This window comes from Rhodomicrobium lacus, assembly GCF_003992725.1.
In the GTDB taxonomy this organism is placed as follows: domain Bacteria; phylum Pseudomonadota; class Alphaproteobacteria; order Rhizobiales; family Rhodomicrobiaceae; genus Rhodomicrobium; species Rhodomicrobium lacus.
Genome location: NZ_RZNF01000002.1, coordinates 179,845 through 199,334 on the forward strand (window position 1 = coordinate 179,845; position 19,490 = coordinate 199,334).

General features: G+C 61.4%; 24 protein-coding genes and 1 tRNA gene. 11 read left to right on the plus strand and 14 right to left on the minus strand.

The genetic code is table 11. The features are described 5' to 3' along the window. The first annotated feature begins 60 nt into the window (after nt 1-60). The 3 genes from EK416_RS01500 (at nt 61) to EK416_RS01510 (ending at nt 980) form a co-directional block, all read left to right on the plus strand. Nucleotides 61-384 (plus strand): ArsR/SmtB family transcription factor, encoded by a 324-nt coding sequence (locus tag EK416_RS01500; RefSeq protein ID WP_342634619.1) that lies wholly within the window; start codon nt 61-63, stop codon nt 382-384. 31 nt (nt 385-415) lie between these two features. Then, on the plus strand, nt 416-778 hold the full coding sequence (locus EK416_RS01505; protein ID WP_127075608.1) for a rhodanese-like domain-containing protein: 363 nt from the start codon (nt 416-418) through the stop codon (nt 776-778). 127 nt (nt 779-905) lie between these two features. Then, a tRNA-Gly gene (locus EK416_RS01510) sits at nt 906-980 on the plus strand. Between the two features lie 124 nt (nt 981-1,104). Here the strand turns inward: EK416_RS01510 and EK416_RS01515 are convergent. From EK416_RS01515 to EK416_RS01525, 3 genes are all read right to left on the minus strand, one after another. Beyond that, the gene (locus EK416_RS01515; protein WP_164729808.1) at nt 1,105-1,650 is read right to left on the minus strand and encodes a J domain-containing protein; all 546 of its coding nucleotides are present in this window, start codon (nt 1,648-1,650) and stop codon (nt 1,105-1,107) included. A gap of 380 nt (nt 1,651-2,030) precedes the next feature. After that, nucleotides 2,031-3,689, minus strand: a complete 1,659-nt coding sequence (gene ettA / locus EK416_RS01520; RefSeq protein WP_127075612.1) for an energy-dependent translational throttle protein EttA — start codon at nt 3,687-3,689, stop codon at nt 2,031-2,033. A 144-nt stretch (nt 3,690-3,833) separates the two neighbouring features. Beyond that, nucleotides 3,834-4,538, minus strand: a complete 705-nt coding sequence (locus EK416_RS01525) for a GIY-YIG nuclease family protein (RefSeq protein ID WP_127075614.1) — start codon at nt 4,536-4,538, stop codon at nt 3,834-3,836. 121 nt (nt 4,539-4,659) lie between these two features. Here EK416_RS01525 and EK416_RS01530 point away from each other — a divergent pair, with 121 nt between their 5' ends. Further along, a complete protein-coding gene (locus EK416_RS01530) occupies nt 4,660-4,932 on the plus strand; it encodes a hypothetical protein (protein ID WP_127075616.1) in 273 nt (90 codons plus the stop codon). A 199-nt stretch (nt 4,933-5,131) separates the two neighbouring features. Then, the gene (locus tag EK416_RS01535; protein WP_127075618.1) at nt 5,132-5,347 is read left to right on the plus strand and encodes a hypothetical protein; all 216 of its coding nucleotides are present in this window, start codon (nt 5,132-5,134) and stop codon (nt 5,345-5,347) included. A gap of 173 nt (nt 5,348-5,520) precedes the next feature. On the opposite strand, the gene EK416_RS01540 is transcribed toward EK416_RS01535, so the two are convergent. The 3 genes from EK416_RS01540 to EK416_RS01550 form a co-directional block, all read right to left on the minus strand. After that, nucleotides 5,521-5,694, minus strand: a complete 174-nt coding sequence (locus EK416_RS01540; protein WP_127075620.1) for a DUF1328 family protein — start codon at nt 5,692-5,694, stop codon at nt 5,521-5,523. Between the two features lie 66 nt (nt 5,695-5,760). Then, nucleotides 5,761-6,558: a metallophosphoesterase family protein gene (locus EK416_RS01545; RefSeq protein WP_127075622.1), complete on the minus strand. Its 798-nt coding sequence runs from the start codon at nt 6,556-6,558 to the stop codon at nt 5,761-5,763. Next, entirely contained in the window at nt 6,555-7,469 is a 915-nt protein-coding gene (locus tag EK416_RS01550) for a diacylglycerol/lipid kinase family protein (protein WP_127075624.1), read from the minus strand. Before EK416_RS01550 ends, EK416_RS01545 begins: the two co-directional genes overlap by 4 nt. Nucleotides 7,470-7,866: 397 nt before the next feature. Between EK416_RS01550 and EK416_RS01555 the strand changes: the two genes are divergently transcribed. Then, a complete protein-coding gene (locus EK416_RS01555) occupies nt 7,867-8,484 on the plus strand; it encodes a hypothetical protein (protein ID WP_127075626.1) in 618 nt (205 codons plus the stop codon). Nucleotides 8,485-8,512: 28 nt separating this feature from the next. Here EK416_RS01555 and EK416_RS01560 read toward each other — a convergent pair whose 3' ends face one another. After that, the gene (locus EK416_RS01560) at nt 8,513-8,938 is read right to left on the minus strand and encodes a response regulator (protein ID WP_127075628.1); all 426 of its coding nucleotides are present in this window, start codon (nt 8,936-8,938) and stop codon (nt 8,513-8,515) included. 167 nt (nt 8,939-9,105) lie between these two features. Here EK416_RS01560 and EK416_RS01565 point away from each other — a divergent pair, with 167 nt between their 5' ends. After that, the gene (locus EK416_RS01565) at nt 9,106-10,227 is read left to right on the plus strand and encodes a zinc-binding metallopeptidase family protein (protein WP_127075630.1); all 1,122 of its coding nucleotides are present in this window, start codon (nt 9,106-9,108) and stop codon (nt 10,225-10,227) included. A 144-nt stretch (nt 10,228-10,371) separates the two neighbouring features. Here EK416_RS01565 and EK416_RS01570 read toward each other — a convergent pair whose 3' ends face one another. The 6 genes from EK416_RS01570 to ppa all read right to left on the minus strand — a co-directional run bounded on the left by EK416_RS01570 (nt 10,372) and on the right by ppa (nt 15,579). Continuing rightward, nucleotides 10,372-11,364, minus strand: coding sequence for an adenosine kinase (locus tag EK416_RS01570; RefSeq protein WP_127075632.1), 993 nt, complete (start codon nt 11,362-11,364; stop codon nt 10,372-10,374). Nucleotides 11,365-11,562: 198 nt separating this feature from the next. Continuing rightward, nucleotides 11,563-12,300 carry an endonuclease III gene (nth, locus tag EK416_RS01575; protein ID WP_127075634.1) on the minus strand — a complete coding sequence of 246 codons (738 nt, stop codon included), beginning with the start codon at nt 12,298-12,300 and terminating at the stop codon, nt 11,563-11,565. Nucleotides 12,301-12,595: 295 nt separating this feature from the next. After that, nucleotides 12,596-13,216 (minus strand): 2,3-bisphosphoglycerate-dependent phosphoglycerate mutase, encoded by a 621-nt coding sequence (locus tag EK416_RS01580; RefSeq protein ID WP_127075636.1) that lies wholly within the window; start codon nt 13,214-13,216, stop codon nt 12,596-12,598. A 35-nt stretch (nt 13,217-13,251) separates the two neighbouring features. Then, a complete protein-coding gene (gene dapB, locus EK416_RS01585) occupies nt 13,252-14,049 on the minus strand; it encodes a 4-hydroxy-tetrahydrodipicolinate reductase (protein WP_127075638.1) in 798 nt (265 codons plus the stop codon). A 243-nt stretch (nt 14,050-14,292) separates the two neighbouring features. Continuing rightward, nucleotides 14,293-14,754, minus strand: a complete 462-nt coding sequence (locus EK416_RS01590; RefSeq protein WP_127075640.1) for a hypothetical protein — start codon at nt 14,752-14,754, stop codon at nt 14,293-14,295. Between the two features lie 291 nt (nt 14,755-15,045). Then, entirely contained in the window at nt 15,046-15,579 is a 534-nt protein-coding gene (ppa, locus tag EK416_RS01595; protein ID WP_127075642.1) for an inorganic diphosphatase, read from the minus strand. Between the two features lie 134 nt (nt 15,580-15,713). Here ppa and EK416_RS01600 point away from each other — a divergent pair, with 134 nt between their 5' ends. Next, the gene (locus EK416_RS01600; protein ID WP_127075644.1) at nt 15,714-16,229 is read left to right on the plus strand and encodes a hypothetical protein; all 516 of its coding nucleotides are present in this window, start codon (nt 15,714-15,716) and stop codon (nt 16,227-16,229) included. Between the two features lie 92 nt (nt 16,230-16,321). Here the strand turns inward: EK416_RS01600 and EK416_RS01605 are convergent, their stop codons facing one another. Further along, the gene (locus tag EK416_RS01605; RefSeq protein ID WP_127075646.1) at nt 16,322-17,068 is read right to left on the minus strand and encodes a YebC/PmpR family DNA-binding transcriptional regulator; all 747 of its coding nucleotides are present in this window, start codon (nt 17,066-17,068) and stop codon (nt 16,322-16,324) included. A gap of 196 nt (nt 17,069-17,264) precedes the next feature. Between EK416_RS01605 and EK416_RS01610 the strand changes: the two genes are divergently transcribed. The 3 genes from EK416_RS01610 to EK416_RS01620 all read left to right on the plus strand — a co-directional run bounded on the left by EK416_RS01610 (nt 17,265) and on the right by EK416_RS01620 (nt 19,452). Continuing rightward, complete coding sequence (locus EK416_RS01610; RefSeq protein WP_127076326.1) at nt 17,265-17,537, plus strand: metal-sensitive transcriptional regulator; 273 nt, start codon at nt 17,265-17,267, stop codon at nt 17,535-17,537. A 171-nt stretch (nt 17,538-17,708) separates the two neighbouring features. Next, on the plus strand, nt 17,709-18,407 hold the full coding sequence (gene phoU / locus EK416_RS01615; RefSeq protein WP_127075648.1) for a phosphate signaling complex protein PhoU: 699 nt from the start codon (nt 17,709-17,711) through the stop codon (nt 18,405-18,407). A gap of 490 nt (nt 18,408-18,897) precedes the next feature. Beyond that, nucleotides 18,898-19,452, plus strand: coding sequence for a DUF3280 domain-containing protein (locus EK416_RS01620; RefSeq protein WP_164729809.1), 555 nt, complete (start codon nt 18,898-18,900; stop codon nt 19,450-19,452). The last annotated feature ends 38 nt before the right edge of the window (nt 19,453-19,490 follow it).

Genomic DNA, 19,490 nt, shown 5'->3' on the forward strand with positions numbered 1-19,490 from the left:
CTCGGGGCTTGTGTGCGGAAACGTTCCTCGTATATTAGATATCGCTAATATGGTGTCAAGATGAAGCAAGAGAATGCCACGGTCGCGGGCGCGGCGGATGCAATGAAAGCCCATGCCGAAGCCGCGGCCGAGATGCTGAAGCAACTCGCGAATTCGCATCGGCTCCTCATTCTCTGCCAGCTCATCGGCGGGGAAAAGTCGGTCGGAGAGCTCTGTGAAACAGTCGATTTATCGCAGTCCGCTGTTTCTCAGCACCTTGCGAAACTGCGCGAGTCCGGCATCGTCGGGGCTGAGAAGCGGGGGCAGATGGTTTATTACCGGCTGTGCAGCATGGAGGTTCACGCCCTGCTTTCGACGCTTTATCTGATCTATTGTCGCCCCTGAAAACATTAGAGAGAACTAAAGGAAAACCTCGATGCCGATTCAACTCGTCGACCCCGCTTCGGTAAAAGCCTGGCTCGAACGCGGCGATGTCATCCTCGTCGACGTGCGCGAACCTCAGGAATACGCGGCAGAACATGTCGCGGGCGCGACGCTCGTGCCGCTGGGGACGGTCTGTTGCGCGAAGCTGCCCGATTACACGGGAAAGAAGCTCGTCATCATGTGCAAGCTCGGCGGGCGCGGCGGGAAAGCGTGCGAGAAGCTGGCCGGCGAGCTTTCGCCCGAAGCGGTCGTCTACAATCTCGACGGCGGCATAGAGGCATGGAAACAGGCGGGATTGCCGGTGGGGCGCGCCCCGCGCCGGGGCTTCATGAGCTGGCTCACGGGGCGCGGCTGAACAGCGGCGCAAGGCTCGGCGCTTTGGCTGAAAAACAGCGCCGCAATGCAAATTTTGGCTCGCTTTCCGCGCGGGTTTGAGTATAAGTCACGGACCCGGCGGCGAGGTGACTCGCCGCATCGCCAGAGCGGGCGTAGCTCAGGGGTAGAGCATAACCTTGCCAAGGTTAGGGTCGGGCGTTCGAATCGCCTCGCCCGCTCCAGTTTCTCCCAAACTCCCCAACCCAACCGCCGCCGCACTCCCCGCAAAAAATGGGCAATGCGGTCCTGCCGCGTCGGCGTGCGCCCGCACGCGGTGCTGTCTTCTTCGCGTTCGGAAGAAAATGCTCAGGCGCTTGCGCCGGTTTTCAGCAAATCGTAAGCCGCATTGACCCTTTTGAGCTTTTCCTCGCGGCTCCGACGCGTACGAGGCGTTACCGAAACGGCGAGGTCCGGGTGCAGTTTCAGCGCCAGCTTGCGCCGTGCAGCATCGAGTTGTTCACGAGAAAAAGGGTAGGCGAGACCGAGAACGCCAAGCGCATCCGTGAAGGAATCCGTGCGGCCGGTAGTGCCCCGTGCCTTTTCTCGCGCAGCACGTTCCGCCTCCTCGCGCTCGCGCCGCGCGCGCTCCTCTGCCGCTCGGCGCTCCCGCTCTTTTTGGGCGAGGAACGCTCGAAAGCTGTCGGCAAAATGGACGTCGGGTGCCCTTTTCAGGCCGTCAAACGTCCATAGAAAAAAATAGCCGCAAAGAGCATCGAGCGCGAAAATGATCGCGACAAACTGCGGATGGGATCGGGCGTAGGCAATCGGGTCTCCCATATGGTCCGCATTCAGGACAGAAGCGATCGCTCCGGCTGCGCCCATGTACAGGATATAGATTGCCGACTTCGCCAAAGACGTGCTTTTCCGGTTTCTTTCGTTGTATCGGTTTTCGAGTGACTCGAGTTCGGCGAGATAAGACTCCGGCGATTTCGGGGGTTCTCGAAGTGAATAAGAGCGATAAGCTTCTTCGAGAAGACGATTGCAGCGCAGGCGAAGAAGGATGAGCGGCAGGGTAACGAAAAGCCCACGTGCCACCGGCGCCAACATAAGTGCCAGATCAAAAGGAATATTTTGAGCCATCAGCTTCGCGACGGAAATGGAGAAATAAAAAAATATAATCGTAATGATAATTATTATGGAGATTCGAGCGTCGCTGCAATCGGCTACCAGCGCTCTTCACCAAAAAAAGAGCCGCGTTTCCGCGGCTCCCGAAATTGCAGACAGGTTTGTCGTTACCCTCGGGCGAAGCGCGCGAATTTGGCCTTCGGCGTGTCGGCGGCCGCGGCACCCAGGCGGCGCAGCTTGTCTTCCTCATAAGCCTGGAAGTTGCCCTCGAACCACTCGACATGGCCATCGCCCTCAAAGGCGAGGATGTGCGTCGCAAGGCGGTCGAGGAAGAAGCGATCATGGCTGATGACCACGGCGCAGCCGGGGAAATCTTCCAATGCGGCTTCGAGGCTCGACAGGGTTTCCACGTCGAGGTCGTTCGTCGGTTCGTCGAGGAGGATGAGATTGCCGCCCTCTTTCAGCATCTTCGCCAGATGTACGCGGTTGCGCTCACCGCCCGAAAGCAGCCCCACCTTCTTCTGCTGATCCGGCCCCTTGAAGTTGAACCAGCCGCAATAGGCGCGTGAGTTCACTTCCTTCGTGCCGAGCTTGATCTGGTCGAGCCCGCCGGAAATTTCTTCCCAAACGCTCTTCTTCGGGTCGAGCGCGTCGCGGCTCTGGTCGACATAGCCGAGCTTCACCGTCTCGCCGACGCGGAACGAGCCCGCGTCCGGCTTCTCGTTGCCGATGATCATCTTGAACAGCGTCGTCTTGCCCGCGCCGTTCGGGCCGATCACGCCGACGATGCCGCCGGGCGGCAGCTTGAAGTCGAGGCCGTCGATCAGCGTGCGGCCGTTGAAGCCCTTCTTCAGCCCCTCCGCTTCGAGCACGACGCCGCCGAGGCGCGGGCCGGTCGGGATCTGGATCTGCGCCGTGCCGACCTTGTCGCGTCCGGCTTCCTCAGCCAGCTTCTCGTAAGCGGTGATACGTGCCTTGCTCTTGGCTTGGCGCGCCTTCGGGCTCGCCCTGATCCACTCCAGTTCGCGCGCCATGGTGCGCTGCTTGGCTTCATCCTCGCGGGCTTCCTGCGCGGCGCGCTTGGCCTTCTGTTCGAGCCAGCTCGAATAATTGCCCTTGTACGGCACGCCCTGGCCGCGATCGAGTTCGAGCGTCCATGTCGTGATCGAGTCGAGGAAGTAGCGGTCGTGGGTGACGAGGATCACGCAGCCCGGATAGTCTTCGAGGAAGTGCTGCAGCCAGTCCACCGTCTCGGCGTCGAGATGGTTGGTCGGTTCGTCGAGCAGCAGGATGTCGGGCTTCGACAGCAGAAGCTTCGTCAGCGCGACGCGGCGCTTTTCGCCGCCCGACAGATTTTCCACGCTCGCATGCGGCGGCGGGCAGTTCAGCGCGGCGAGCGCCTGTTCGACCTGCGCGTCGAGATCCCAGAGATTGTGCCCGTCGATGATGTCCTGAAGCTTGGCCATCTCGTCGGCTGTCTCGTCGGAATAGTTCATCGCAAGCTCGTTGTAGCGGTCGAGCATCGCCTTCTTGTCGGCCACGCCGTCCATCGCGTTGCCGAGCACGTCCTTCGACGCGTCGAGCTGCGGCTCCTGCGGCAGATAGCCGACGCGCACGCCTTCCGCCGCCCACGCCTCGCCCTGATGTTCCTTTTCGACGCCCGCCATGATCTTGAGCAGCGTCGACTTACCGGAGCCGTTCACGCCCACCACGCCGATCTTCGCATCGGGGAGGAAGGACAGCGAGATGTTGTTCAGCACCTGCTTTCCGCCGGGATAGGTCTTGGAAAGCTTCTGCATCACGTAAACGTATTGCGGCGCGGCCATGGGCTTCTCTTCTTGTGTGCGTCGATGAATGGGGAATCTTCCCCCTATGTAGCGTGGTTGCGCGCGGTTGTCAGCCTCGGGGTTGGGAAGCGCACCATCGGATCATGCGGGAGGATGATCGCACAGAATTGAAGCAAACCGGAATCAGATGGCGAAGCGCATGGGCAGAGCATGAAGAAGCGCCGAGCAACGGTTCTCAACGACGACGGTCGTTTCGCCGCCGTTGGTATCCATACGCGACAGTGCCATACCTTTGTCTGGAAGATCGCAAAACGGCGCAGGCGCCGCATAAAGCGCGTCCATAACTCCCGCCTCTAGCCGCTTGCGCAGGCGGTCTCCGGGACCAAACTCGGCGATGAAAATACGCATTTCACGGCATTGAGCGATCGACGCCATCGAAACCATTCGGCAGCGCTCTGCAAAAGCGACTGCTTTTTTTGTTTGATAGCAGGTGATTTCGTTTCCCCAGTCGAATGAATATCCAATTGCACGTTGACGTTCGGCCAGTGCGGCTGCTTTGGCGTTTGTTTTCCACCAGTCTGAATATCCATTCCAGACGAGGTAGCGGACGCCCGCCTTTATTTTCTCGACGTCAAAGATGTCTATTTGATCGCCGAGCCGCCGCTTTCTTTCGTGTTGGGCAAAACGATTTCTAATATTCGTTGCGTGACCGGCGCAGTAAATAATATAACCGCCAAAATTATATTCAAATGCCTGAATATAAACACCGCATATTTTTGGCAGGGACGGAAAGTTGTTATCGGTCTCAAATCCGGGCCAACTATAGGGGCCTTGCCAGTCGGCGATCAAAATTTCGCTTTCTACGGCGTTGAGCATCACTTCAACCATAGCCTAGATTAATCAATATTCTTGATAAAAAGCAGTAACAGACAAATGCTTCATTGTCTCGGAAGACAAGCGCGGAACACCCCGCGTCGCCATTCCTTCCCCTGTAAAAGGAGTGGCAATCATGACAGACCCGACAGCACCGGGCGGACCCGCAGGCGCGGGGCTCCCCGGCGGCCTCCCGCCAGACCATCAGCCGGGCATCCCGACCGGCCCGGGCCCGGACGCTATCCCCGGCGCGCCGCCGGACGGCGGCTTCGGCAAGCCGGGCAGGGGCGGCGTTTGGCCCGAGCCGCAGCCGGAAGGCCAGCCGCGCCCGCCATCCGAAGGCCCGGACAGCGACGTCGCGCCGGACGGCGACCGCATCCTCGAAGACATCAAGGAAGGCACGCGCTGAACGCCGCCGCACCCGCCGCGCAACGCAGGGCTTCGAGGCGGCGGGAACACCGTCAGCCGGGCTTCGTTAAATCCCATTGGGAGCGCAGAATGCCGAAGAACAGGAACCGAGGCGCGCAGGGCGTCCGTGCCGATCCCAACAAGGCGTCCAAGCAAGACTTCGAGGTTCATCGCTGGGCCGCCCAGTCGGAAGGAAGACAATGAACAAGACGAAGACAGGTATCGGCTCCTATTCGCCGGAGGATGACGACGCGATTTCGCCCGACGACGCCGACGCGAAGGTGGGCCAGAAGGCGTGGGACAGGCGCGACCGCGAAAAGCCCGACGAGGAGAAGATCCGGCGCGATCTTGAGAAGTATAACGAGGAGATGGCGGAGGACTCGGCCGGCACCGGCACCCCGGAAGACAATCCATAGGCGGCTTTTCGCTTCCCCCGCGCAAAACGGTGCCTCCTTTTTTGGAATTGCCGCCTCGCCGGGGCCGCATGCGTGGGTCAACGCAGCGAAGCGGAGCCCGCGAAATAAAGAAGCAGGGCTTGCGAAATAAAAAAGGAGCCTCTTGCGGCTCCTTTTTCTTCATCGTGCAACGGTCATATGTTGCCTCGCCCTTTCAGCAGATAGCCGATCAGAGAAACGACAAGAAGCACGAGAAAGACGTAGAATATGATCTGCGCAATACCGGCGGATGCGGCGGCGATACCGCCAAAGCCGAAAATGCCGGCAACAATCGCAATCACAAGGAAGGTCAAGGCCCAGCCTAGCATGGTTTTCTCCCTGAAAATGCTTTCTCGTCAGGTCAAACACGAGTGGACGCTGCCCGTTCCGGGAGATCAACCGCGAGCAAAGGATTTCGCCGCCGAGGGCGAAAAGCGATCCGCCCGCGCTGCCGTGCCCTCTCTCAGCCAGAGCGTGCTGACGATAGCCGCCGCATCCGCCTCGACGATCCAGAAGCCGTTCGCCTCGCCCCGCAAGCGCGCGGAAAGCGCGGTCGGGGCGCCGAGCGCAACCAGCTTGCCCCAGGCGCTCTGCACCTCGATGGCGAAGCTCCGATGCGTGTGGCCCGACATGACAAGCTCGACACCGGATCGCGCAAATGCCCGCAGCGCTTCGTCCGCGCGGCGGACGGGCCGCGCACGTGGCTCGCCCGGCACGCGCATCATCGGGTGATGCGCGGCGACGGCCTTGAACATGTCCGGGGACATGCGTGCGAACTCCGCTTCCGCCGCGTCGATATCGCGCCGTCTCGCCACGCCTTCCTGCCAGCGCAGATGCGGCTGCCAGGACCGCGCCGTGTTGAACCCCAGAACCGCGCCGCCGCCGCCTTCGAACACCGGCATCAGATGCGGTGTGCCCGTTGCCTGATGGAAGCGATGAAAGGGATCGGCGAACCTCTGAAACAGGTTGAAATAGGGCAGGTCGTGGTTGCCCGGAAGCACGAGCGCGGGCGTGCCAAGCGCACCGAGCCAGTTCTTCGCAGCCTCGAATTCGCGCCGCCGCGCGCGCAGCGTCAGGTCGCCCGCGACCACGATGACGTCGGGACCCTCCGCCTGCATCGCGTCGCGCAGGGCCTCTTCGAGGCCCATCGGCACACTGCCGAAATGAAGGTCCGCGCAAAGGGCGATCTTCATCGCGCGTCTTCCGAAACCGGCACCAGCACGGTGAGCGCCGCGGGGCGCACACGGTATTTGAGCGGCGTCCGCATCCTCACGACTTCCCCATCGTTCGACAGGCGCAGCGTCTTTTTTCGCCGCGTCATGATGGTCACCTCGGAGGCGCTGAGCCGTTCCAGCCTGTCGTCGCCCCGCCACAACCCGAGCGACGCGCGGGCCAGCACCCAAATCAGGCCCAGCCCGCTATGCGGCTTTGCGATATAGACGCCGAGCTTCCCGTCCGAGAGGCCCTTGCGGGAAAACACGAGACCCGGCTTTTCATCATAGAGATTGTTTGAAACCGCGAGCGAAAACACCCGCACGCGCTTGCGCTCCGTCTCCGCGCCATCGATGGCGATGTCGAGATGGCCGCGCGAGGCAATCACCGTTTTCAAAAGCGCGAAATAGCCGCGTATCCTCTCGCCAAGGGGGCGCCCGCGAAGGGCCTGTCGCCCGGCGCTGATTTTCGGCGGCAATCCCAGAAGCGAATTGCAGAGGAACGCTTCGCCGTTCACCTCGGCGACGTCGATCTTGCGGAACTCGCCCGACGCGAGCGCACCAAGCGCGGCGTCGGGGGCCAGCGGAATGCCGAGGTCGCGCGCGAGGCGGTTCACGGTCCCAAGCGGCAGGATGGCAAGGGCGGTCTTGCTGCCGAGCAGGCGGCGTGCCGCACTGGTGACGGTACCGTCGCCGCCCCCCGCCAGAAGCACATCGGGTTTTTCGGCTGCGGCGCGATCGAGTGCCGCACTCAGCATTGCGGGCTCTACCAGGTCCGACGTGATCGTATGCCCAGCCGCCTCGAAAGCCGCTCTCGCCTTGCTGGCAAGATCTTCGCCTGAAACTCCAAGCGCTTGCCCGGCCCGGCTGTTTATCACGGCATGCACGCGCATTCCCGCTCCCCCCCGTTTTCAGCCATTGTATCCTTGAACACTCGAATTGTGTGCCGGTTCGGCGAAACGAATTTGCGGTGGCCGCGTTTAAATTTACTTGCTCTCAGTAATGGAATATATATTCTAACATCCTTCGGCGATCTGGCAGTCGTCCATTGGGCGCTACGACAAAATATTCGCCGTTATCGGCTTGGATTAGAGTAATTATGAAGGTTGCGCGGCAATAATGATACGTTTGGTCGTCGATCCCGGAAAAGCGATCGGAGACGTTCTCTCTTCCTCTGGATCATATTCCACATGGCGCGTCTCGTCTCACGGGGGAGGGGCTCTGCCTCCTTGCGACGAAGTGGTTATTGTCGCTGCGGGAGCGGACGATCATACGTGTCAGAACGTTCTTTTGCCTTTCGTAAAGGCCGGGGCGGAAACAGCGAAACGGATCGTTCTGCTGTCATCGTTCGACGTCTATTCGATGCGAGGTCTTCCGCTGGATGAGGGTTATCTCGATCCTCGCGCGGCCCGCACGGGGCTCGGTCGGCTGGAACACGCCGTGTCGGAAAGCGCTCCGCGCGGCGTTGTGCTGAGGCTGCCGGATGTCTTCGGGCCGTCAATCACACACGGCACGGCGGGCGCTCTCATCGGTCGCGACGCGTCGGGGCTCAACCGCGTCGCCATTCACCAATGGTACCCCGTTCGCCGCCTCCGCCGCGACATCGAGCGGGCGCTCGGTCTTGGCGTTCCGATAGTGAACCTTTGCACCGAGCCTCTGCCCACAGCCGATGTCCTCCTGGAATTCTTTCCCGGGCAGATGGGGCAGGTGAGGTCGCCGGCGCCGTACAGCCGCATCCGCACGCGTTACGCGGCGGCTTTCGGCGGGAAGGGCGATTACATCATCCCGGCGAGCGAGGTGCTGGCGGAGATGCGCGGATGCATTCTGGCCCACCGTCGGGAAAAGGTGGGCTCGGCACCTTCTCGACGCATCGAAAGCGCAGAAGGCGCATCTGCGGCGCTGGCCTGACCGAAGCGCGCGCGAAAGCCGTCTTCTCTCATGCCGCGTGCTTCGCAAGAGCCTTGAGCAGAGCGCTTGCGAGATCGGCCTGACCGAAAGGCTTGATGAGAAGCGGGCGACCGTCGAAACGGTCGTCGAGCGCGTTCCCGCAGTAGCCGCTCGCGAAGATGAAGGGAATATTCCGCCGCTCAAGTTCTTCGGCGACGGGTGTTACCGTTTCGCCCGCGACATTGATGTCGAGCACCGCCACATCGAAGCTGACCTGATCGATTTTCTTCAGGGCGGCGCCGACCCTGTGCGCGGAAGCGGCGACGACACAGCCCAGCTCCTCCAGGAAATCCTCCATGAGCATGGCCACAAGCACCTCGTCTTCCACGAAAAAAACGCGCACGCCCTTGAGGGGAGTGTCCGCGTTCGACTTGTCGCGATCAGTGGTCGGTTCCGCCGGAGAGGAAGCCCGCATCTTTTGAAACCCGTAGATTTCGATTGAGCTGGAACCTTACCTTAATTGCGCGAAAGTCGTCCATCGGCTTTTGATCAGAGTAAACGTCGCGCGGCGCCACAACCACGCGGGATCGAAAGCGCGGGTTCCGTGTTCATCCGAGGCGTTCCCCACCCGGGAGAGAAACGATGAAGCTTTTCGAATGCCAGCATTGCGGACAACTTATCTATTTCGAGAATACGGTGTGCGAACGGTGCGGCTATGCTCTAGGCTTTCTTCCCGATGTAGCGCAAATGACGGCGCTGAAGCCAACCGGAGACGGCAGCTTCGTGCCGCTTGCAGACAAGTCCCGTACCGTGTCCTATTGCGCCAACTACGAACATGGCACCTGCAATTGGCTCGTCGAGCAGCCGGGCGAGCTTTGCCGCGCCTGCCTTCTGAATCGCACCATTCCCGATCTGCCCGAGAACCTGCGGCGCTGGCAGCGCATCGAGGTGGCCAAGCATCGTCTCGTCTACAGCCTCTTGAGGCTGGGCTTGCCCGTTGAAAGCAAGAGCGAAGCGCCGGAAACCGGCATCGCCTTCGATTTTCTCGCGCCTCCGCCGGGAGAGGAAGGGCAGGGCGAGATCCTCACCGGCCACGACAACGGTGAAATCACGCTGAACGTCATCGAAGCGGAAGACGCGATCCGCGAAAAGATCCGCGAGAACATGCACGAGCCCTATCGCACGTTGCTCGGTCATTTCCGTCACGAGATCGCGCATTACTATTTCGAGCGGCTGGTGAAGGGCCGGCCGGGTTATGCGCTGTTCCTAGCCACCTTTGGCGACGAGACGGCGGATTACGGCGAGGCGCTGAAGAACCACTACGCGAACGGCGCGCCCCAGAACTGGCGCGACAATCACATCACGGCCTATGCGAGCGCGCACCCGCACGAGGATTGGGCCGAGACCTTCGCGCATTATCTCCACATGGTCGACACGCTGGAAACGGCCTACGCGTTCGGCCTTCATGTGCGCCCGCGTGCCGGACAGGACGACAATCTCGCGGCCAGCGTCAGCTTCGACCCATATACGCGCAAGGATTTCGAGACGATCATCGATGCGTGGCTTCCCGTGACCTTCGCGGTGAACTCGATCAACCGCAGCATGGGCATCGACGACCTTTATCCATTCGTGATTTCGCCCGCCGTCGTCGAGAAACTCCGCGTCGTCCACGAGATCGTCCGCTCGAAGGGCGCGATAGCTTCATCGGCGCACGCGGCTTCGGAACCGGGTCTCGTCCGGCGGCTCGCCAGCTTCTTCGCCTGATCGGCCAGCATCAAACCGGATTGCATGCATGGAAGCGGATCGACAACCAGACTTCCAGCGTCGTGCCGTATCCGATTTGCCGCAAGACTTTGGAGGGTCTTCAGGCGAAGGATCGCTTCGCCTGAAAAATAGCCGCCGAGGGGATCAGAGGAGGCCGTGCGATTGCGCAAGGCCCGCCAGCGGGCGCTGGGGACGCGGCCCGACCTGCGTGATCACCTCCGAGGCGCACAGGCTGCCGATCTTCGCGCAGGTTTCGAGGTCGCGGCCGGTCGAGAGACCGAACAGGAAGCCCGCCGCGTAAAGGTCGCCCGCGCCGGTTGCATCCACAAGCTTTTCGATCTTCACCGCAGGCACGGCGACGGTGGTTTCGCCCTCAAGGATCACCGACCCCTTTTCGCTGCGTGTGATTGCGGCAAGCGCGCATTCCGAGCGGATCGCCGCGCAGGCCTCGTCGAACGACGCGCCCGGATAAAGCGCCAGCAACTCCTTCTCGTTCGCGAAGACGATATCCACGCTTTCGCGGATGAACTTGCGGAAGCCTTCGCGGTGACGGTCCACGCAGAACGGATCGGACAGCGTGAAGGCGAGTTTCGTGCCGGCCTTTCGCGCGATCTCGCCCGCGGCGAAAAATGCCTGCCGCGCCGGTACCGGATCGAACAGATAGCCTTCGAGATAGACGATCCCCGCCGATGCGATGGCGTCCGCGTCGAGATTGGCCTCGGAATATTCCGCCGCCGCGCCGAGATTGGTGTTCATGGTGCGCTCGCCATCGGGCGTGACGAGGATCAGGCAGCGCCCGGTGGGCGTGCCGCTGCCGTCTTTCGCACCGAAGAAACTGACGCCGGTCGCCTTGATGTCGTGCGCGAAAGCGTCGGCGAACTGGTCGTGCCCGACCTTGCCGGCAAAGCCCGCCTTGCCGCCGAGCGACGCGATCCCCGCGCAGGTATTCGCCGCCGAGCCGCCGCTCGCCTCGACCGCCGGTCCCATGCGGCTGTAAAGCGCCGTCGCCTCTTCCGGCGAAGTGAGCCGCATCGTGCCTTTCACCAGCGAAAACTCTTCGAGGAGGCTATCCTCGCAGGAAGCGATGATATCGACCAGCGCATGGCCGATCCCGAGCACGTGAAGCGATTTCGTCATGGTTTTTCGTATTCCGTTTCAGTTGACACTGGCGCCGCCGCATGTCGCGGGGCACAAGCGGTCGAATTCCCGACATTTGCATCCGTATTCGGCAGCCTCGCGAGCAAATGTCGCAATCACAAGACCACTACCAACTTCCTGATTTGGAGCTTCCAATTTGATTCCCGATCGAGAACTCCGGCAGCCGGGACTCAAATGTCAAATCGGCTCCACCAAGGTTTTCGGTGCGAACCGGCACAAATCGACGATGATACATCGCCAGCATTCCGGCTTTCGCGCCTTGCAGACGTAGCGCCCATGCAAGATGAGCCAGTGATGCGCGTTCAGCGCGAAACGGGCGGGAACGACGCGTTCGAGGCCCAGTTCCACCGCGAGCGGCGTTTTCCCCGGCGCGAGCCCGGTGCGGTTCGCGACGCGGAAGATGTGTGTGTCGACGGCGATGGTCGGCTCGCCGAAGGCGACGTTCAGCACGACATTCGCCGACTTGCGCCCGACGCCCGGCAGGCTTTCCAGCGCGTCGCGGTCTTGCGGCACGACGCCGCCGTGGTTTTCGACGAGCGCCTTTGAAAGCGCTACGACGTTTTTGGCCTTCGTGTTGAAAAGCCCGATGGTCCTGATGGCGTCGCGGACCTTCTCCTCCCCGAGCGCCACCATCTTTTCGGGCGTGTCCGCTTGTCGGAACAGCGCCCCGGTCGCCTTGTTGACACCCGCGTCGGTGGCCTGCGCCGAAAGCACCACCGCGACGAGGAGCGTGAACGGGTTCACGTGGTCGAGTTCGGTGCGCGGGGCCGGCATGGCGGCCGCGAACCGGGAGAAAAGCTTACCGATCTCCTCCGCCGAAAGAAGGGAGGAGGTGTCGCCCGTCCGTTTCTCTTTCGTAGCGGGCTTCAGCCTGGCCTTAGCCTTTCGGCTTCCCGCAACACAGGGCTTTTCCATGTCGGGCCGGTGAGTTTCGATGCTTCAGTCAAAGTCCGGCGGCGGCTTGATGGATCGGAAAGCAAAGCCGGAATTTTCCGCTGCCCGTGTCTTTGCTGCCTCATCGCGAGCGTTGGCGCAAGAGCTTTGTCGTTCTCAAGGCGCAGGTGAGGCATTCTTGAGCGACGCCGCACCCGCGCGCGCCTTGTTCCGGCCGCAAAACGCCTGTCGCCGGGCCTTATCCGGGGCTTCGAGGCGTGGTGCAGCCGCAATCCGAATCAGGGGCAGCCCGATTCGGATTGCGGAAGAAGGAATACTATACGGTGAGCGTAATCTTCGACGCGGCCGAGCCGTCCGGGTTCAGGCGATAAACATAAGGCTCGCCGGTGGCGAGGTTGAGCTTCAGGATTTCTTCGGTCGAAAGCCCGTCCAGTTTCATGATCAATGCGCGCAGCGAATTGCCGTGCGCCGCAACGATCACGTTCCTGCCCGCCTTCACCTGCGGCAGGATTTCCGCCTCATAATAGGGGAGCACGCGCGCGGCGGTGTCCTTCAGGCTTTCGCCTCCCGGAGGCGGCACGTCGTACGAACGCCGCCAGATATGCACCTGCTCTTCGCCCCATCTTGCGCGGGCGTCGTCCTTGTTGAGGCCGGAGAGGTCGCCATAGTCGCGCTCGTTCAGAGCCTGATTCTCGACGATGGGAAGATTGCGCTGGCCGAGTTCGTCGAGGATGAGCGACAGCGTGTGCTGCGCGCGCGTGAGTGCGCTCGTGAAGGCGATGTCAAAGGTATAGCCGTCCTTTTTCAGAAGTTCGCCAGCCTTGCGCGCCTCTTCGACGCCCTTTTCGGTCAAGTCGGGGTCACGCCAGCCGGTAAAGAGGTTGAGCTTGTTCCATTCGCTCTCGCCGTGGCGAACGAGCACGAGCACGTTGTTCATTGCGGTATCCTTCGAGTTTCGCGAAAAAAGTGGCGTCAAAGCCCCAACACGTTGCGCATCGAGAAAAGACCGGGGCCCTTGCCCTGGCCCCAGAGCGCGGCGGCAACCGCGCCCCGCGCGAAAATCTGTCGGTCCTCGGCGCGGTGCGACAGCTCGATGCGCTCGCCGGTGCCCGCGAAAATCACGCTGTGGTCGCCTACGACCGAGCCGCCGCGAAGCGCCGCGAAGCCGATCGCCCCGAGCGGGCGCTCGCCGGTGTGGCCTTCGCGCGCGGTAATCTTGTGATCGCCAAGCTGGATGTGACGGCCATCGGCGGCCGCTTCGCCAAGAAGCAGAGCCGTGCCGGATGGCGCATCAACCTTGTGCTTGTGGTGCATCTCGACGATTTCGATGTCGAACCGCTCGTCGAGCGCCGCGGCGGCTTTCTCCACCAGCGCGGCGAGCAGATTGACGCCGAGGCTCATATTGCCGGACTTGATGATCGTGGCGTGGCGCGCGGCGGCTTCGATCTTTGCCTCGTCGTCGGGAGAAAAGCCCGTCGTGCCGATGACGTGGACGATGCGCGCCTGCGCAGCGAGACCAGCGGTTTCGACGCTCGCGGCGGGCGCTGTGAAGTCGAGCACGCCGTCGACATGGGTGAAGAGCGCAAGCGCGTCGCTCGTGATCTCGATACCGAGCGGGCCGACGCCCGCGACCTCGCCCGCGTCCTTGCCGATGAAGGGCGAACCCGCGCGTTCGACGGCGCCCGCCACATCGCAATTCGGTGTTTCGTGAACGGTGCGGATCAGCGCGCGCCCCATTCGTCCGGCAGCGCCCATGATTGCCAAGCGCATGGCCTGTACCTCGCCTGTTTTGTTTCGGCGCATATCATAAGGCCGATGGGATTACGAGTCATAGATCGGTCGCGGTTCCAGCTGCCCTGATCGGCGAGAAAAGACCGACGGCTGTGCGGAGTTTTGCGGAAAGAGGACCGTGTCGGCGCGGGAAACCGGCAAAAAGTCGAGCGCCCGCCGGCAAAAAAGAAAAGGGCGCGGCCCTGCGGCACGCGCCCTCCAGATCGGAAAGAGAGCTTTCGCTTACATGTCGCCGCCGCCGCCGAAGGACACGGTACGGCGGTTGAGCACGAACCGGATCCAGATCGTCAGCAGGAATTCCGAAGCGCCCGCCACGATCAGAACGGCCAGCGAATTGAGCTGATAGGCTGAAATCTGCTCCTTGAAGGTAGGGCTGATGATGGTCTGCACGAGGATCACCACGCCTGCTACGACGGGCGCGATGGCGAGCACCGAATCGAGCACGCCAAGCGCCCGGATCTGGCTCGCGGAGAAGAGCAGGAACATCATCTGGATGATGAGGTAGAAAAACCCGATCCAGACGGGTACGGCCCAGGCCACGCCGCCGGTCTCGCCCGGCGTGTAGTCCGGATAGGAACCGATGAAAAATGCGCCACCTATCGTGGCGAACAGAGCGAGAAGAATGCTGAACCATTCCTCGGGGTTCGTGCTTGCGCGACGCCGCCGATCGTCTTCGAATGACATGGCTATCCCTTCCTTGAGACTATTGCGTGAAAGCTAACCGCGTCGTGCTCCGCTTTCGCAGCCGCCGCGGCGCCGGAATTTCGTGTCCGCATCGCCCTTGGCGGTTCGATGCACAGGCGAAGGCAAAATCCGGCAGAACCGGAAAGCCTCGCCTTACGCCGGCAAGGCCGCCCCCATGGAAGATCAGGTGTAACCCGACACCGATCCGTACAAGATCAGATGTCGGAATTTTGACGGGGGCGCGGCAATTGTACCAGCACCCCCCGAATACAGCCGTCAGCGTCCGGGGGATCAGACCTTTTTCCGGCCGTCCTCGATCGCCTTCAGAATAAGGTCGCGCGCTTCCGCCTCGCCGCCCCAACGGTCGATCTTCACCCACTTGCCGAGTTCGAGATCCTTGTAGTGTTCGTAGAAATGGGCGATGCGATTGCGAAGCATGTCCGGCAGGTCGGTATAGTCCCTGATGCCGCGATAGGTCGGCGAAATCTTGTCCGAGGGGACGGCGATGATCTTTTCGTCGCCGCCTGCTTCGTCGCGCATGTAGAGAACGCCGATGGGGCGGCAGTTGCAGATCGCACCCGGCACGATGGGACGGTTGTTCGCGATGAGCACGTCCAGCGGATCGCCGTCCTCGGACAGCGTATGCGGCACAAAGCCGTAATTGCCCGGATAATGCATCGCTGTATAGAGCATCCGGTCCACGAAAAGCGTTCCCGATGGCTTGTCGAGTTCGTACTTGATCGGTTCGCCACCGATGGGAACCTCGACGAGCACGTTGATGTCGAAAGGCGGGTTGTTGCCGATCGGGATGGAGTCGATGCGCATTCGTTTGCCCTTGTGATAATTTGAGCGTGTCGTAGCGCAGTCGGAGCCGATTTTCCATCTTTTTGCGGCGATACGGCGCAGATAACCCTTGCGCCAGGCGAGCAGTTCTTTAGAAGCAGAAGACGGTGGGGGGAATGCTTTTTATGCAACTTGAGCCGGTTTTCCCGATGCCCGCGCTTCGTTTGTTCTCTCTTGCTCTTGCGATGACGCTCGGCATAGCCGCTCCTGCGCTTGGCGGTGAGCCGCGAGAAATCAGGTCTTTCGTCAAGACAATATTCAAGGAAAAGATAGAGGACATAAAGACCGGCATATACTGCCGCGCCTTCTCCTGCGAGTTCGAGGTCGAAAGCTTTTTCGCGACCGAGACCGATCCGAAGACCTACGCCCTTTCGACGACCGGTTGGCTCGAAGGCACGATTCCGGGGCTTCACGGCTCCGCCAGACGCGCGATGGGCCTTACCGCGAGCTATACGCGCGGAACCTGCATCGTGAAAGATGTGAAGCCGATCTTCGACAAGACCACGAACAACAACGGCTGGGGCGCGTCGAAGATCGAGGCCGTTTTCAAGCGCATCGAAATTCCCGCCGTGGTGGTGCTCACGCCGGAGGACTGCAAGAAGGTGGACGAGTTCGTCTTCGCGGGGTCGTAAGCGAAACGGTGCAGGGCGTTTCGCGGCTTGTTTGAAGAGGCGAGCGCGCGCTCCCGGCTTTTGCGCGGGAACGCGGCGGATGCACTCCGCAATCAAGCGCTGAGCTTTTCCATGACCTTGTCGCTCATCTCGAAGTTCGCGTAGACCTTCTGCACGTCGTCGGAGTCTTCGAGCGAATCGATGAGTTTCAGAAGCTTCTCGCCCTTTTCCTCGTCCACCTCGACGGTGTTTTGCGGCCGCCAGCCGATGGATGCCGATTTTGCCGGACCGAACTTCTTTTCAAGCGCGGCCTGAACTTCGCTGAACGCGTCGATGGAGGTCGTCAGCCAGTGCGCTTCCGCGTCGGTCTCGCAATCGTCCGCGCCCGCCTCGATGGCGGCTTCCAGCATCTCCTCGGCGCTGCCGGCGGAAATCGGATATTCGATCTCGCCGACGCGGTCGAAACTGAACGACACCGCGCCCGTTTCGCCGAGGTTTCCGCCGTACTTGGTGAACAGCGAGCGCACCTCGCCCGCCGTGCGGTTGCGGTTGTCGGTCAGCGCTTCCACGATGATGCCGACGCCGCCGGGCGCGAAGCCTTCATAGCGCACCTCCACATAGTCCGCGCCGCCTGCTTCCTGGCTCTTCTTGATCGCGCGTTCGATATTGTCTTTCGGCATGTTCTGCGCACGGGCCGCGAGAATGGCGGTGCGAAGGCGCGGGTTCATGGCGGGGTCGGGAAGGCCGACCTTCGCGGCGGCTGTGATTTCGCGCGCGAACTTGGAAAACATCTTCGAGCGCTTCGCGTCCTGAGCGCCCTTGCGATACATGATGTTCTTGAATTGCGAATGCCCTGCCATGGGTAGCCTTTGTGTTCGTCTCGAATTTTGTCCGCTGATTGGATGCGTTGTCGCAATTTTCGCGCGCGAGCACAAGATTTGCGTCACGCTTTTGCGTCTGGCGGGTGCGCGCATATCGAAAACCGGCCTGTGGCGCGCTTCTGGAGCGCCGAGGGGGCTCGTTGTCAGCGATACCCCATGGTGGTATGAATGCCCGATGCAGGACGGCAAGGACAAGAGGCTGGGACGGCTGGCACGGATCGAGGGGCAGGTGCGCGGCATCGCGCGGATGGTCGCCGAGGATCGCTATTGCATCGACATCATTACCCAGATCGCAGCGGTACAGGCAGCACTTCGCAAGGTCGAAAGCGAAATTCTTGAAAACCATGTGAGCCATTGTGTCGAGCACGCCATCCAGAGCGGTAACGCCGAGGAACAGCGCAGAAAGGTTGCGGAACTCATGGAAGTGCTGAACCGTCGCACGCGCTGACCGGTTGCGTTAAATTGGTGTTACGTTTCTGTCTTAAAGAAAGGCGATAGTGACAAGCGGACTCGGCTTCATCCAAAAAGGGGGTACAGGCGCATGGCGCTCTTCCCGTTCCTGGTCCGAATATCCAATGCATTTTCGCAGCCGAGCCGCCCTTCAAGAAGGAATAGGGAAATGACTGCCCACACCGTCACCGCTTACGATCAGGAGCTCAAGGCTCTCGAAAACGCCATCGCCCGAATGGGGGGCCTTGCGGAGCAGCAATTGCGGCTTGTGCTTTCAGCCGTCACGGAAGCCGACCCGGAGAAGGCGATCAAGGTGATCGCGGGCGATCAGGTGATCGACGCGGTGCAGCGCGAGGTCGAGGAGATGACGGTCCAGCTCATCGCGAGACGCCAGCCCGTTGCGGTGGACCTTCGCGTGGTGCTCGGCGCGCTCCGCATTGCAAGCGATCTCGAACGCATCGGCGATCTCTCGAAAAGCACGGCGAAGCGCCTCGCGCAGTTCGATGAAAAGGCGTGGCTTTCGCCGATGACGAGGAGCCTCACCGCTATCGGCGATCTCGCTCTTCTGCAGCTCAAGACGGTGCTCGACGCCTATTCGCAGCGCAATCTCGATCAGGCGCTTCTCGTGTGGAACCGCGATGAAGAGATCGATCGCCAGTATAACGCGCTCTTCCGCGAACTGCTCACCTACATGATGGAAGACCCGCGCACGATCACTTTCTCCGCGCACCTCCTGTTCTGCGCGAAGAACATCGAGAGGATCGGCGATCATTGCACGAACATCGCGGAAATCGCGGCCTATATCATTACGGGCGAGCCGCTTGTCGAGAGCCGGCCAAGGGCGGATATTCCGCAAGCCGAAGGGTGATCGGGACGCGCGCAAGCCGCAGGCATCGCAGATTTCCGGTCAAGGCTTTCCGGCTCGGCGCAAGCGAACGTCAATCCGTCGCGAGAGCTGCCGAATCGCGCGGGCGCCTCCGTTGAAAGGGCGCGCGACGACGTAAACTGTGCCTCACCACGCGGGAATCGCAAAAGCGAAGGCATGATGGGACTGAAGGCGCGCGCCGCCGTCGCCTTTGAGCCGGGGACGGCGCCCGAAATCGTTCTGGACGGCTTCGACAGCGAAGGCATCTTCCGCCCATCCCCGGTCTTGAAGAGGCGCGTGTCGGCGCGGGCGAACAAATTTCGTCATGCCGCGCCACGACGCATCGATGAAGGGCGAGAGCGCTCCTTCGGTCGTGATATGCTGAGGATGGCAGGGCTGGCGGAGTCACGGGGTGGGGCACTGTGCTTCCAGTGGCGATTTTGCAACGATCCATTCGGGACCGGTCTCAACCGCTAACTATAGGATGATCTCGATGCGGTGCGCCGTTGCCGAGCCCAAGCAGGGCGGTCATACTCTCCTTATGCGTGTGTTCGCTTCGGCTCTTGCCTTGTCCCTTTGTCTCACCGCCGGCGGTGTTTCGGCGGCGGAACGCGTTGCTGTCTTCGATTTCGAAATGGTCGATGCGAATTCCGATACCGCGAGCCTTGGCAGCCGTCCCGAAGAGGTAGAGAGGCTCAAGGCAGCGGCAGCCCGTTTTCGCGACGCTCTCGTCCGCACCGGCAAGTACGAGATGGCCGATTTGAGCGCGGTGGAGCCATCCGCGCGTGCCTTCAATTTGAGCGCCTGCAACGGATGCGACGGCGCGCTCGCGCGAAAGGTCGATGCCGCGATTTCCATCACCGGATCGGTGCAGAAAGTACAGGATGTCACGCGCGCCATGGCGATTTTCGTTCGCGATGTCGAAACCGGCAAGCTTCTCGCAAGCAAGAGCGTCGACATTCGCGAGGACACGGATGCGGGTTGGAATGGAGCGGTGGATAGTTTGGCCCAGACCTGCCTGCGGCACCTCGCTCTCGAGGACAATTGAGAATGTAGCGGCTCCCTTGGGTCGGTTCGCCTGAAACG

What these genes read in the sequence shown, in the direction of transcription:
- EK416_RS01525 (WP_127075614.1), bottom strand. Translation starts at nt 4,538, where the DNA reads ATGGTTGAAGTGATGCTCAACGCCGTAGAAAGCGAAATTTTGATCGCC.
- EK416_RS01610 (WP_127076326.1), top strand. Translation starts at nt 17,265, where the DNA reads ATGCAGGACGGCAAGGACAAGAGGCTGGGACGGCTGGCACGGATCGAG.
- EK416_RS01560 (WP_127075628.1), bottom strand. Translation starts at nt 8,938, where the DNA reads ATGCGGGCTTCCTCTCCGGCGGAACCGACCACTGATCGCGACAAGTCG.
- EK416_RS01605 (WP_127075646.1), bottom strand. Translation starts at nt 17,068, where the DNA reads ATGGCAGGGCATTCGCAATTCAAGAACATCATGTATCGCAAGGGCGCT.
- EK416_RS01570 (WP_127075632.1), bottom strand. Translation starts at nt 11,364, where the DNA reads ATGACGAAATCGCTTCACGTGCTCGGGATCGGCCATGCGCTGGTCGAT.
- EK416_RS01550 (WP_127075624.1), bottom strand. Translation starts at nt 7,469, where the DNA reads ATGCGCGTGCATGCCGTGATAAACAGCCGGGCCGGGCAAGCGCTTGGA.
- EK416_RS01580 (WP_127075636.1), bottom strand. Translation starts at nt 13,216, where the DNA reads ATGAACAACGTGCTCGTGCTCGTTCGCCACGGCGAGAGCGAATGGAAC.
- ppa (WP_127075642.1), bottom strand. Translation starts at nt 15,579, where the DNA reads ATGCGCATCGACTCCATCCCGATCGGCAACAACCCGCCTTTCGACATC.
- EK416_RS01620 (WP_164729809.1), top strand. Translation starts at nt 18,898, where the DNA reads ATGCGGTGCGCCGTTGCCGAGCCCAAGCAGGGCGGTCATACTCTCCTT.
- EK416_RS01505 (WP_127075608.1), top strand. Translation starts at nt 416, where the DNA reads ATGCCGATTCAACTCGTCGACCCCGCTTCGGTAAAAGCCTGGCTCGAA.
- EK416_RS01590 (WP_127075640.1), bottom strand. Translation starts at nt 14,754, where the DNA reads ATGTCATTCGAAGACGATCGGCGGCGTCGCGCAAGCACGAACCCCGAG.
- phoU (WP_127075648.1), top strand. Translation starts at nt 17,709, where the DNA reads ATGACTGCCCACACCGTCACCGCTTACGATCAGGAGCTCAAGGCTCTC.
- dapB (WP_127075638.1), bottom strand. Translation starts at nt 14,049, where the DNA reads ATGCGCTTGGCAATCATGGGCGCTGCCGGACGAATGGGGCGCGCGCTG.
- EK416_RS01600 (WP_127075644.1), top strand. Translation starts at nt 15,714, where the DNA reads ATGCTTTTTATGCAACTTGAGCCGGTTTTCCCGATGCCCGCGCTTCGT.
- EK416_RS01535 (WP_127075618.1), top strand. Translation starts at nt 5,132, where the DNA reads ATGAACAAGACGAAGACAGGTATCGGCTCCTATTCGCCGGAGGATGAC.
- EK416_RS01540 (WP_127075620.1), bottom strand. Translation starts at nt 5,694, where the DNA reads ATGCTAGGCTGGGCCTTGACCTTCCTTGTGATTGCGATTGTTGCCGGC.
- EK416_RS01545 (WP_127075622.1), bottom strand. Translation starts at nt 6,558, where the DNA reads ATGAAGATCGCCCTTTGCGCGGACCTTCATTTCGGCAGTGTGCCGATG.
- EK416_RS01565 (WP_127075630.1), top strand. Translation starts at nt 9,106, where the DNA reads ATGAAGCTTTTCGAATGCCAGCATTGCGGACAACTTATCTATTTCGAG.
- EK416_RS01530 (WP_127075616.1), top strand. Translation starts at nt 4,660, where the DNA reads ATGACAGACCCGACAGCACCGGGCGGACCCGCAGGCGCGGGGCTCCCC.
- nth (WP_127075634.1), bottom strand. Translation starts at nt 12,300, where the DNA reads ATGGAAAAGCCCTGTGTTGCGGGAAGCCGAAAGGCTAAGGCCAGGCTG.
- EK416_RS01500 (WP_342634619.1), top strand. Translation starts at nt 61, where the DNA reads ATGAAGCAAGAGAATGCCACGGTCGCGGGCGCGGCGGATGCAATGAAA.
- ettA (WP_127075612.1), bottom strand. Translation starts at nt 3,689, where the DNA reads ATGGCCGCGCCGCAATACGTTTACGTGATGCAGAAGCTTTCCAAGACC.